10 protein-coding genes are annotated in these 13,243 nt (G+C 45.1%); all 10 read left to right on the top strand.

Features of this window, described 5'->3' with window-relative positions:
* Positions 1-317: 317 nt before the first annotated feature.
* The 10 genes from ylqF (at position 318) to codY (ending at position 13,156) form a co-directional block, all read left to right on the top strand.
* Entirely contained in the window at positions 318-1,211 is an 894-nt protein-coding gene (gene ylqF, locus JOC27_RS01830; protein ID WP_205005299.1) for a ribosome biogenesis GTPase YlqF, read from the top strand.
* A 43-nt stretch (positions 1,212-1,254) separates the two neighbouring features.
* Positions 1,255-2,016, top strand: a complete 762-nt coding sequence (locus tag JOC27_RS01835; RefSeq protein WP_205005300.1) for a ribonuclease HII — start codon at positions 1,255-1,257, stop codon at positions 2,014-2,016.
* Positions 2,017-2,028: 12 nt separating this feature from the next.
* Positions 2,029-3,561, top strand: a complete 1,533-nt coding sequence (locus JOC27_RS01840; RefSeq protein WP_205005301.1) for a hypothetical protein — start codon at positions 2,029-2,031, stop codon at positions 3,559-3,561.
* Positions 3,558-3,842 (top strand): EscU/YscU/HrcU family type III secretion system export apparatus switch protein, encoded by a 285-nt coding sequence (locus JOC27_RS01845; protein ID WP_205005302.1) that lies wholly within the window; start codon positions 3,558-3,560, stop codon positions 3,840-3,842. The genes JOC27_RS01840 and JOC27_RS01845 overlap by 4 nt, the downstream gene beginning before the upstream one ends.
* A 309-nt stretch (positions 3,843-4,151) precedes the next feature.
* Positions 4,152-5,333 carry an ADP-forming succinate--CoA ligase subunit beta gene (gene sucC, locus JOC27_RS01850; protein WP_205005303.1) on the top strand — a complete coding sequence of 394 codons (1,182 nt, stop codon included), beginning with the start codon at positions 4,152-4,154 and terminating at the stop codon, positions 5,331-5,333.
* Positions 5,333-6,241: a succinate--CoA ligase subunit alpha gene (sucD, locus tag JOC27_RS01855; RefSeq protein ID WP_205005304.1), complete on the top strand. Its 909-nt coding sequence runs from the start codon at positions 5,333-5,335 to the stop codon at positions 6,239-6,241. The genes sucC and sucD overlap by 1 nt, the downstream gene beginning before the upstream one ends.
* Before the next feature lie 600 nt (positions 6,242-6,841).
* Positions 6,842-7,720: a DNA-processing protein DprA gene (gene dprA / locus JOC27_RS01860; RefSeq protein WP_205005305.1), complete on the top strand. Its 879-nt coding sequence runs from the start codon at positions 6,842-6,844 to the stop codon at positions 7,718-7,720.
* A gap of 498 nt (positions 7,721-8,218) precedes the next feature.
* Positions 8,219-10,303, top strand: a complete 2,085-nt coding sequence (gene topA / locus JOC27_RS01865) for a type I DNA topoisomerase (protein WP_205005306.1) — start codon at positions 8,219-8,221, stop codon at positions 10,301-10,303.
* A 103-nt stretch (positions 10,304-10,406) separates the two neighbouring features.
* Positions 10,407-11,714, top strand: a complete 1,308-nt coding sequence (gene trmFO, locus JOC27_RS01870; RefSeq protein WP_205005307.1) for an FADH(2)-oxidizing methylenetetrahydrofolate--tRNA-(uracil(54)-C(5))-methyltransferase TrmFO — start codon at positions 10,407-10,409, stop codon at positions 11,712-11,714.
* Between the two features lie 665 nt (positions 11,715-12,379).
* Positions 12,380-13,156, top strand: a complete 777-nt coding sequence (codY, locus tag JOC27_RS01875; RefSeq protein WP_205005308.1) for a GTP-sensing pleiotropic transcriptional regulator CodY — start codon at positions 12,380-12,382, stop codon at positions 13,154-13,156.
* Positions 13,157-13,243 lie beyond the last annotated feature (87 nt).

Raw genomic sequence — 13,243 nt, forward strand, 5'->3', positions numbered from 1 at the left:
GCGAGACGCCTGCGGGAAGAGCAGGACAAGGGAGACCCCGCAGGTTATTGGTTTGTCTGAGGAGGCTCCCGTCCTGCCCGCGGCAAGCGAGCAGCCAGAGTGCATTTAATACAAAATAAAGACTAGGCAGAGCCTGTTTTATCTAATACGTGAAGAAAGTATAAAATTCTCAGTAGAATTTAAGATAAGAGAAACTAATGAACACCCGTGGCAAACGAATAACCGAAGTACAATTGTTGCAAAAAAGGTATTGCTACGCTAAATTTTTCCTATTTCAATAATCGAACAGCCGGGAAAGCCCGGTATGGAGGTTGCTTATGACGATTCAATGGTACCCGGGACACATGGCGAAAGCCAAACGAGAAATGCTTGAAAAAATTAAACAGATCGATGTCATTATCGAACTTGTGGACAGCAGAATTCCGCAAGCTTCGCGGAATCCGCTTGTTGATGAAATCGTTTCCGGCAAACCGCGGCTGCTGGTACTCAATAAAACCGATATGGCAGATGCGAAAGCGACCGAGCTCTGGCGCCGCTATTATGAGGCTGAAGGTACGCCCGTCCATTTAATTAACAGTCAAAGCGGACAGGGAACTGCCAAGCTCCCGGAAGCAGTGCGCGCATTAACGCATGTCAGGCGGCAAAAACTCGAAGCTAAAGGATTCAAAGCGCGTCCGGATCGAGCGCTAATTCTCGGAATTCCAAATGTTGGCAAATCGACACTGATTAATCGACTGGCAGGTAAAAAAATTGCGAAAATCGGTGACCGACCAGGCGTGACTAAAGCCCAACAATGGATAAAGGTTGGTACAACTTTGGAACTTTTGGATACCCCCGGAATTCTTTGGCCTAAATTTGACGATCAGCAAGTCGGTCTACGCTTGGCAGCGACCGGTGCAATTAAGGAAGAATTACTTGATTTTCAGGAAATCGCTGTCTTTCTACTACGCGTGATGGCTGCCCATTATCAGGAACAGCTCCAGGAGCGCTATCGTTTGACTGAAATTCCCACTGACTCCTTGCTCGACGACCCAGAAGTGCTAACTGAATTGTTTGATCAAATCGGACGGAGTAGAGGCTGTTTAATGAGCGGCGGCCTGATTGATTATGATCGTACTGCAGAACTGATTGTTCGCGATTACAGACATCAGAAACTCGGACGGATGACGCTCGAATGGCCCGAGTCGAGGAAGACGCACGCGCACAGCTAAAAAAGAAAAATAGAAAAACCGATATAAAGGCGAGGGGAAGAGAATGAAAAAGCCATCAATTGCTGCGATTAAAGAACAATTGGTGCATTGCCGAGAACTTGACGCGACGCAGCGTCAGCAACTTGAGGCGGATGACCGGGTGGGCGTCCGGCGGCTACTCGAAATCTGGAAAAGAAAAAGGGCAAATGAGCAGACGCTGATCGAGAAGTTCCACGAAATGAATGTCTTTGAAGATAAGCTGCATGCCGATGGTTTTCAGGCGATCGCAGGCATTGACGAAGCTGGACGTGGACCGCTTGCCGGGCCGGTCGTCGCCGCCTGTGTCATTTTACAACCGGGCACTGTCATTTTGGGACTGAATGATTCAAAACAGCTCAGTGCTTCAAAGCGCGATGCATTGTTCGATCAGATCCAGACGAATGCCTTGTCTTATGGCATTGGGACGGCTTCCGCTAAAGAAATTGATACAATCAATATCTATCAGGCAGCGAAACAAGCGATGTTGCGCGCCTTGGCGGATATGACGCTTGAGCCAGATTATTTGCTTGTCGATGCGATGACGCTTCCGGTTCTAACAGCTCAGGAAAGCTTAATCAAAGGCGATGCCCGCAGCAATTCTGTAGCGGCAGCTTCAATTCTCGCAAAAGTAACTCGAGATCGACAAATGAAAGAACTCGATCAATGCTATCCGGGCTATGGATTTGCCGAACATAAAGGGTATGGAACAGCTTTACATTTACAAGCAATCGAAAAGCTCGGTCCATGCCCAGAGCATCGGATGACTTTTGCCCCACTTCATTCTTAAGGGGAGGATTCCATGAACTTTCAGCCATATGCAATTAGCCAGAGTCAGTTGCTCAGCGCTTTTATGCCTGAGCAGATTTTGCGCGGCAAAGTTTTGGAAATACTCCCGGATAGGAATGCATTGCTGCAGCTTGGCAATAGGCAGGTTGTCGCAAAAGTTGGTGCGATTGATCCACCATTGAAAACAGGTCAGGAATATCTTTTTCAGATTCAACAGCACACCAATCCGCTTGTCGCGAAAGTTGTTGCCCGACAGTTTTCCGCGCAGACCGCCGAATTGGCTGGATCTACAATGGTTGACGATGTGCTACATGCATTGGAACTGAAAAACGAACCAGCGATGCGTGCCTTGATTCAATCTTTTCTCGATAAAGGTGATCCGCTGACGCGCGAGTCATTGATCGAAGCGCGTGCGCTTCTAGGCAGTGGCATACCCGCAAAGGAAGATGTCGATGCAGTGCGCTGGATGCTTCAGCGTCGTCTACCGCTATCGAAATCTTTTCTACAAATCGCGCAAATGATGAATAAACAAGAACAGCCGATTGCAGGACAACTAGCCGATCTTAGCCGAATTTTGCAGAATTTTAAGGGAACGCCAAGCACGGATGCGTTGCAACAAAGCATTCGACATCTCGCGTCTCTTGCGAATGAAAGTCACATGCCATTGTCTCTGCTAACTGCTGAAGTCGGCGAGAAACAAGCGGCAAAACAAATACAGGCTCTTGCGGAAAGCTTTGGCGCGGGTGACAGAACGGCGATTCAAGTCGCGGTAAGCAGACTTCTACATAGTGGTATGTCGGATCAGGATATCAGCAAATTTCTAAAAACTAGTCAGCTCAATCTTCCTCCCGCATTTTTTACCGATAAACTGTCCAATGTACTGCAGCAGGCAGCGCCCGTTCGCTTAACAGCAGTTGATGCTACGGAGCAGCCAGCACTACTTTTTCGCTTGATGAAACAAATAGGCCTTGACTTTGAAGGCAGTCTCCGCCAGCAACTGGTCAATGAACAGGCACCGATCCATTCTGGAACGGTAAAAGAAGCATTGCTTGCCGTCGTTCAGGATGCGCATGTTCCTGGGTCAATACGTCAGTCGGCGAATGCCATTATCGGTCAAATAACTGGTGAACAATTGCAGATGTTGTCCCCAGACTCGGTTGCCGCGCAGTTCACTTTACAGCTTCCACTTCCCATGCAGCAAAATTTAGCCAATTTGACGGTCTACTGGGAGGGGAAAAAGGATAAAAAGGGACAAATTGATTCGGATTATTGTACACTTCTTTTATGCCTTGATCTGCAGCATCTGAAAGAAACGCGTATAAGTGTTCGCGTACAGAATCGAGTAGTTACGCTACGTGTTCAAAACGATCACGCTGACTTGAAACCATTTCTGAAAGAAAATCAAGAATTGTTGGCGACCAAACTGGAGCAGTTGGCCTATCACTTAAATTCGATCGCTCAGGTGGAGCGGTTGGATGATCAGCTGGTGGCGCGGGCCTCGCAGCCACTAACGCCCTTGACGTATCGATTGGACGTGAAAGCATGAATCACAAAGAAACGAAAAAAAAAGAACGTGCGGTAGCTCTGAAATATGAGCATGGCAGGGATCAAGCACCTATTGTACAGGCGAAAGGTGAGGGTGCAGTTGCCAGACGAATTATCGAAAAAGCGAAAGAAAACGCGATCCCGATCCAGGAAGATCCAGATCTTGTTTCGATGCTGGCACAGCTCGATTTGAACCAAATGATCCCTCAGGAGCTTTACGGTGCCGTTGCGGAAATTTTTGCTTTTATCTATAAAATAGACGATCAGTACAAACAAAAATAGTGAATCTAACGGGCGCGCAATACTCTAATGGTTGCTTATAGCATGCGCAAAAAAAACATTTCTTCTACGCCTGACCCATGCACTTCATTCTACAGACTCTGTTATATCGCTCCTTTTCATCGACTATATTTGACTCATATCCTTTGCTTTCCCGCATATAATTCTTTCAGTTTCACGATAAAAAAATCAGAAAATAAAGTGACGAATATGTGACATGTTATTGGACTTTTAAAGACAATATTCGTTATACTGTAAAAGTAAGGGCTTTCAAATTATTGATAATTCAATATATTGGAAGAAGGGGAAGCAATGAATATTCACGAGTACCAGGGGAAACAACTGCTGAATCAGTATGGGGTGGCTGTTCCACGAGGATTTGTCGCGTTCACTCCAGACGAGGCCGCAGAAGCAGCGAAAAAACTGGGTTCAAAAATTTTGGTTGTGAAGGCACAGATTCATGCCGGCGGCCGCGGGAAAGCCGGCGGTGTCAAAATCGCTCAGTCTCCGGAACAGGTTCGCGCGATTGCCGATGAATTGCTTGGCCGTGTTTTGGTGACACATCAGACAGGACCGGAAGGCAAAGAAATTGGACGGCTATGGATTGAGGAAGGCAGTGAAATTGACAAAGAGTACTATTTAGGAATGGTTCTGGACCGCAATACCTCCAAAGTATCGGTGATTGCGTCTTCGGAAGGCGGCATGGAAATCGAGGAAGTCGCTGCCAAATCACCCGAGAAAATATTCCATGTGACCGTTGACCCGCTGACGGGGCTCACTGCTTTCCAAGCGCGTCAAATTGCTTTTGCTATTCATATTCCTCATCTATTAATCAATAAAGCTGTTAAATTTATGCTCGGACTCTACCAAGTATTTGTTGAGAAAGACTGCTCAATTGCAGAAATTAATCCTCTTGTTGTCACTAAAGGCGGTGATGTTTTAGCGCTCGATGCGAAATTAAATTTTGATGATAACGCGCTTTATCGCCACAAAGATGTTACAGCCCTTCGTGATTTGGCGGAAGAAGATGAAAAGGAGATCGAAGCTTCGAAATATGGGCTCAATTATATCGCCCTTGATGGCAATATCGGCTGCATGGTTAATGGGGCTGGACTGGCTATGGCAACGATGGATATCATCAAATCCTATCATGGGGATCCTGCCAATTTCCTCGATGTCGGCGGTGGCGCTAGCAAAGAGAAAGTCGAAGCCGCTTTCCGTCTGATTCTATCTGATGCGAACGTCAAAGGAATCCTGGTTAATATTTTTGGCGGTATTATGAAGTGCGATGTGATCGCAGAAGGGATTGTCGCAGCAACGAAGAGTGTGTCGCTACATGTGCCGCTTGTTGTTCGACTTGAAGGCACCAACGTTGCCAGAGGAAGAGAGATTCTGCGGCAATCCGGTCTTGCAATAACACCCGCCAATTCAATGGCTGACGCCGCTGAAAAAATTGTGACGCTCGTGAAACAGGCTGCAGGAGGCGTTGCCTAATGAGTATCTTAGTTGATAAAGACACAAAAGTGATTGTTCAAGGAATTACCGGTTCACAAGGACTGTTTCATACGCAGCAGATGCTTCAATATGGAACGAAAATTGTCGGTGGCGTGACGCCGGGAAAAGGCGGGCAAACGATAGAAGGTGTTCCGGTATTTAACACGGTTAAAGAAGCCGTAGTTGAAACCGGTGCGGATTGTTCGGTCATTTATGTACCGCCGGCATTTGCGGCAGACGCCATTATGGAAGCAGCAGACGCTGGTTTGCGTTTGGTGATTACGATCACAGAGGGGATTCCAATTCTTGATATGGTTAAAGTGAAGCGCTATTTGGCAGATAAACCGACACGGCTGATCGGTCCGAATTGCCCGGGTGTGCTGTCTGCCGATGAAAGCAAGATCGGTATTATGCCAGGCTATATTCATAAAAAAGGCCATGTCGGTGTCGTTTCCCGCTCCGGTACTCTGACGTATGAAGCAGTTGATCAATTAAGCAAGCTGAATATTGGCCAAACAACAGCGGTTGGTATTGGCGGCGATCCAGTAAATGGGACGAGTTTCCTCGATGTGCTCAAGATGTTCAATGACGATCCAGAAACATATGCGGTTGTGCTGATCGGCGAAATCGGTGGCAACAGTGAGGAAGAGGCAGCGGAATGGGCCGAATCACATATGAAGAAACCGATTGTCGGTTTCATTGGCGGGCAAACGGCACCACCAGGAAAACGGATGGGCCATGCTGGCGCAATTATTTCCGGTGGAAAAGGCACGGCGGCTGAAAAAATGCGTGTCATGCGCGCACGTGGAATTGCTGTTGCTGAAACACCGGCAACAATTGGAACCACTATGGAAAAATTGTTGAAACAGAGAGGGTTGTATGACGCCTGTCTGATCGAGCAGGCATAGGCGTTCGAGTCGCTGTTGTTGTTTCAATGATTTGTTCTGCTTTTATTGTTTTTTGTCTGTGATCAAGGACACGTGTGCCAAGCTTCTTGAGCATGGCGAGTATTAAAAGAAACAGCACCGAATGCTTCTTTATTAAGCGCGCCCCGACGCGCTTTCCTTTTGTTTCTGCAAAAAATATTTGTCTCCAACTTACTTCGATTAAAAAACGCGTCTTACCCCATTTAACCAGTTTCTTCATTAAATTATTTTATCAGCTTGATTAGAAAAACTTGGCTAAGCTAAGTCCTGATGACAATGGCTAATCCTTTGTTTTTTATACTTAATTCCTCTGCAATCTTATCCATGCTTAACGTATTAGAAAAGCCAAGCAAAACCGGCTGGTCTTTGGCTGCCCATCTAAATATAGCTTTTGACCATCATTTTATGCTCACGACACTTCAGTTGCTCGCCTGTCACCGTGGGGACGATGGATGCGCCTCAAACAGACGAATAACCCTTTTTGGCCGTCCTTCTTTGCGCAAGCGCCAGTTACTTATCTGTTGATCCTTCATTCCACGCGAGTTTGATACATTCAAAATGAGAGAGAAAGGGCGTACCTTCATGAATCAACTACTTTTACGACTGATACAAGTGCAACAATGTCGCAACGTGGGGAAAAAACGTATTCGTCAGCTACTACGAATCGATCCTGAGCTTGACACTTTGGAAAATGATTGTGTTAGTGACTTGATGCAGTACTGTTCGTTCACAGAGCGCCAAGCAAAGCAGCTGCTCAATGAATACCATTTGATTGATGGGGGTGAATGCTTGCAGACATATAAACAAGCAGGCATTAAAGTCATTTCACTAGGAGACGATGCCTATCCACCACTCCTGCGTGAGATTTATGATCCGCCAATCTTGCTGTACACTGCTGGAAATATCGAGCTTCTTCAATCTAGGAAAATGCTTGCGGTTGTCGGTACGAGACAGCCGAGTGCGGAAGCGGACGCGATACTCAACACTTTGCTACCTCCAATTATTGAATCGGGTTGGACAATCGTCAGCGGATTAGCTTGTGGCATCGATGGGATGGCGCATCAACTTGCTTTAATGAACCAAACGATTGCAGTCCTTGGATCCGGCTTGTTTCATCCTTACCCGCGTCAGCATCATTCGCTGTTTTCCTATATGTGCCGGCATCAGCTTGTGATCAGTGAATATCCTCCAGAAGCGAAACCCGAACGGTGGCGCTTTCCCGAAAGAAATCGAATTATCAGCGGTCTTAGTCTTGGAACGCTTGTGGTTGAAGCGCGTGTCAAAAGCGGTTCGTTGATTACCGCCGATCAGGCTTTGGAACAAGGACGTGAAGTATTCGCAGTTCCCGGATCGTTACTCAATCCCAATAGCGGGGGGACACATGCATTGATCCAGCAAGGAGCCAAGCTTGTCACCCAGGCCAGCGATATCCTCGAAGAACTATCTTTAGAAATGACGTAATTTTAGATTGATTCGATTTATTTGTATAAAATAAGTATATTATTTTGAATGACAAATACAGCGTAGGTACTCTGACGCCACGCGAGCGACCAAAGCGCATAGTTAAAAAGGGCTTGGTTACGCCAAGTTTATATTAAAAAATAAGAATGTATATGATTTTGTTGCAAAAATGCAGCATAGGTGCGAGACGCCTGCGGGAACAGCGTGCCAGCGAGACCCCGCAGGTTATAGCCTGTTCGAGGAGGCTCGCGGTGCGCCCGCGGCAAGCGAGCGACCGAAGCACATTTGTTGAAAAAAAGACTTGCTATAACAATATTTCTAAAATAGAATCAGTAATATTATTAAAATAAAATCAGTTTATTCGCTAAAACCATGCGTGGTGTAACAGAAAATACAAACAAGTTTCCTGAATTTTACTTGTTTCATGTTTGACAAAGCGAACATCAATTATTACTATAAGTGAAGATTTGAAACTTATCAGAAAGGGGGAGAAACATTATGAGTGATTATTTAGTCATTGTGGAATCTCCCGCTAAAGCAAAAACAATTAAGCGCTATCTTGGTCCCAAATATCAAGTCAAAGCATCAATGGGCCATGTTCGTGATTTACCGAAAAGCCAGATGGGCATTGATGTCACACACGATTATCAGCCCAGATATATAACAATAAGAGGAAAAGGACCTGTCCTAAAGGATTTGAAAAGCGCCGCCAAGAAAGCGAAAAAAGTCTATCTCGCAGCCGACCCCGATCGTGAAGGGGAAGCGATTGCCTGGCATTTGGCGCATAGTTTGGATATCGATGATCATTCTGCTTGTCGCGTTGTTTTCAATGAAATCACAAAACCAGCAATCAAAGACGCGTTTAAAAGTCCGCGAAAAATAAATATGGATCTCGTTGACGCACAGCAGGCACGTAGAGTGCTCGATCGATTGGTTGGTTACAATATTAGTCCGTTGCTCTGGAAAAAGGTCAAGAAAGGCTTGAGTGCGGGACGTGTTCAGTCCGTTGCGCTGCGAATGATTATTGAACGTGAAGAAGAGATCAAAGCCTTTCAACCCGAAGAATACTGGACAATTAGTGCCGTGTTTACCGTAGACAGCGAGTCATTTGAAGCTGAATTTCATTCGCTTGACGGCAAGAAAGTTTCTTTGAAAACCAAAGATGATGTGACCGCCATTCAGTCGAGAATTGACAGCAATCGTTTTACTATTGAAAATGTGCAGAAGAAAGAACGACTTCGCTATCCGGTTGCTCCTTTTATTACATCTTCACTGCAGCAGGAAGCAGCACGGAAGCTGAATTTCAGAGCGCGGAAAACGATGATGATCGCGCAGCAACTCTATGAAGGGGTCGAACTTGGCAAACAGGGAAATACTGGTTTGATTACTTATATGCGAACCGATTCAACGCGTATCTCTGACGTGGCCAAGGCCGAAGCTAAAGCGTTTATCACGGACCATTACGGTACAGACTACATTGGATCGACGCAACAGAAACCGAAGAAATCAGAAAAGATTCAAGATGCACACGAAGGCATTCGCCCGACATCTGTACTTCACCTGCCTGCTGATTTGAAGGCGTTTTTAAGCCGTGATCAGTACAAGCTTTATAAATTGATATGGGAACGCTTTATTGCTAGCCAAATGGCTCCGGCTGTCCTGGATACAATCCGAGCTGACTTGAGCCAAAACGGTGTTCGTTTTCGAGCAACTGGATCGAAGGTTAAATTTCCTGGATTCATGAAAGTTTATATCGAGGAAACGGAAGAGGGAAAAGCAGGCAGCAAAGTAAAAAGTGAAAAATATTTACCGGATCTTCAAGATGGTATGGCAGCAATTAAAGAAAAAGAGGATCCGAAACAGCATTTTACACAACCGCCGCCACGTTTTACAGAAGCCTCGCTTGTCCGTGCGATGGAAGAGATCGGGATTGGACGTCCGTCAACCTATGCACCGACAATTGACACGATTCAAAGAAGAAACTACGTCAGTATGGATGCTAAACGATTCGTCCCAACTGAATTAGGCGAAGTGGTCCTTAAATTAATTGTTGAATTTTTTCCGGAAATCATTAATATTGACTTTACGGCTCAGATGGAAACCAGTTTGGATGAAATCGGTGTCGGTCAAAAAGATTGGATTTCTGTCGTTGATACTTTTTATAAGGAATTTGAAAAACGGTTATCCACAGCTGAAAAAGAAATGCAATCGATCACAATTAAAGATGAACCCGCTGGAATAACTTGCGAAAAATGTGGCCATGAAATGGTTTATAAAATGGGGCGCTATGGAAAATTCCTTGCTTGCTCCAATTTTCCAGAATGCAGGAATACGAAAGCAATATTGAAGACAACTGGCGTAACCTGTCCGAAATGTGGAAAGGGTCAGATTGTGGAACGCCGTAGCAAAAAGAACCGAATCTTCTACGGATGTGATCAATATCCAACTTGCGATTTTGTATCCTGGGATAAACCGATTCAAAGGCAATGCCCGAAATGTGGATCTTACTTAGTGGAAAAGAAGACAAAGAACGGCAAAACGGTTGAATGCCCAAAGTGTGATTATAAAGAAGAAACAAACTAAGCGAGAGCTGAACGCAATGTGAGGAAGAGCCGTGCACGCTATCTGTGCACGGTTTCCCTGCTTTTGCGGCGCTACTTGTGAAGGAAAAGAGGAATCTTGATAAATGAAAGAGCAAGCGATTAATGTTGTCGGCGCGGGACTTGCCGGCAGCGAAGCCGCCTGGCAAATTGCCAAGCGGGGGATACCGGTCCGTTTATATGAAATGCGTCCGAAAAAACAGACGCCTGCGCATCATACCGATCAATTTGCTGAATTGGTTTGTACCAACTCACTGCGTTCGAACACATTAACCAATGCGGTCGGCATATTAAAGGAAGAAATGCGCCGTTTGGATTCTTTGATTATAAAAGCAGCAGACTCAGCAAGTGTTCCAGCTGGCGGTGCTTTAGCGGTCGACCGGCACGATTTTTCCGGACGGGTGACAGAGACACTTAAAGCGATGGATCATGTGACGGTTGTGGAAGAAGAAGTATGTGAAATCCCTTCTGGGCTGACAATTATTGCGACCGGCCCGCTGACCTCCGAAAATTTGTCACATTCATTAAGAGAACTAACGGATCAGAATTATTTTTATTTCTACGACGCGGCAGCACCAATTATTTCTGGGGAAACTATTGATCCATCAAAAGTTTACCTTAAATCGCGGTATGATAAGGGCGATGCCGCTTACTTGAATTGCCCGATGACAAGAGAAGAATTCGAACGATTCTACGAAGCATTGATCCATGCGGAGACAGCGCCATTAAAAGAATTTGAGGAAGAAAAGTACTTCAGCGGATGCATGCCGGTTGAAGTCATGGCAAGACAAGGGGCAAAAACACTTCTGTTTGGGCCACTAAAACCGGTTGGGCTGGAAAATCCGAAAACTGGCGAACGGCCTTATGCTGTTGTTCAATTAAGACAGGATAATGCAGCAGGCACTTTATACAATATCGTCGGTTTTCAAACCCACCTGAAATGGGGCGCACAAAAAGAGGTCTTCCGGCTGATTCCCGGACTGGAATCAGCGGAAATTATCCGTTACGGCGTGATGCATCGTAATACTTTTTTAAATGCGCCAACGCTCTTGCTGCCAACCTACCAAACCAAGCAACGTTCTGATCTACTTATGGCTGGACAAATGACTGGGGTCGAGGGGTACGTGGAATCCGCAGCTTCCGGACTGATTGCAGGAATTAATGCAGCTTTGTTATTTTTAGGGAAAGATCCGATTGTTTTCCCTCAGGAGACGGCGATTGGTAGTATGGCGCACTATATTACAACAGCCAATCCAAAGCATTTTCAACCGATGAATGCTAATTTTGGACTCATGCCGCCGCTTTCTCAGCGAATTAAGGATAAAAAAGAACGTGCAGCTGCTTATGCAGCACGTGCATTGGATACAATTCAGAATGTTGCTATAAAACTGTAAATTATGTTGCCAACTGAGCTGACTTATGCTAACATGATAAGGCAGAAACTGGATGATTCTGCTGATTTTCGTTGGGGTGTTTGTCGCGCAATTTATCCGATTTTTCATTCATTGATGCCCAGTTTTTTTCTAGAATCATTAAAGAGAGTCGGAAATAGAGCGGAATTAATGCACCTCGTTGACTAAGATGATAGTTGAAACAGTTAATTGCATAGTGAACACGAGCAGTTAGGCGTGAGCGCTAAGGCTCGGACAAACAATACCATCATCTGGCCGATTCATGGTGAGAGGAGAGAAACATCTAGAAGCGTAGGAAGCGAAAAGAAGCATTCCTATTTCTGAGGAACGGCGGAGGGCATGTTAAAATAACACAACGGTTGTCATAGATTTATCTTCATATCGATTTTAGGGTATGAAGATGAAATTTTCTGACGAAAATGGTTCTAAATGAGACGCGCAAATCATTAGGTGTGCTGATCGCGTGAAAAAGAATACATACATCGTCCTGATTGGAGACAGTTAAGTCGATTCCAAGTAAGCTATGACAGAGCAGAAATCTAGCCTAACGCATTCATTCAGATAGTAAAGATTTGCATTTTAATGGTGTCACAGAAAAAAAGTTCAAATGTCCGTTCTTAAGTGGCGGTTTATTGGAGGAAAAGATTATGACGTTATTGGAAAAAACGAGAAAGATCAATCAATTATTGCAAAGTACAAAAACACAAGTCGATTTTAATGAGATGGCCCAAACGCTCCGAGATGTTATCCAGACAAATACTTTTGTCGTCAGCAGGCGCGGCAAGATTCTCGGCCTTTCGTTGAAATTGGAATTTGAGAATGAACGCATTCAGAATTTATTTGCACAAAGGCAATTGCCGGAAAAATATACACAGAATCTATTCAATGTTGTTCAAACTTCGCCAAACCTTGATGTTAACAGTGATTTTAGCATTTTTCCGGATGAAAATAAAAACTTGTTTGCCAGCGGACTCACAACGGTTGTTCCGATTGTCGGTGGCGGCGAGCGTCTCGGCACATTGATTCTGTCGCGGTTAAATGAAACATTTACAGATGAGGATTTGATTCTGGCGGAATATGGGGCGACAGTTGTCGGCATGGAAATTCTTCGTGAAAAGACGGAGGAAGTTGAAGAAGAAGCGCGTGAAAAAGCGATTGTCCAAATGGCGATTGGCTCACTTTCATTCAGCGAATTGGAAGCCATCGAACATATTTTTGAAGAACTGGAAGGCAAGGAAGGTTTGCTTGTTGCCAGCAAGATTGCCGATCGTGTGGGCATTACGCGTTCCGTGATTGTCAATGCGTTGCGCAAGTTGGAAAGTGCGGGTGTCATTGAATCCCGTTCGCTCGGCATGAAAGGTACTTATATCAAAGTATTGAATGACAAATTCCTCGTTGAATTGAACAAGAAAAAGAATGCCTAATTTAGGCGTGTAAGAATTGTATAAAGAATTTAAAACAAGGATTGCCGGTTTACGATGAATCGGCAATCCTTGTTTTTTGATCAATAT

This window comes from Sporolactobacillus spathodeae, from assembly GCF_016908935.1.
GTDB lineage: Bacteria > Bacillota > Bacilli > Bacillales > Sporolactobacillaceae > Sporolactobacillus > Sporolactobacillus spathodeae.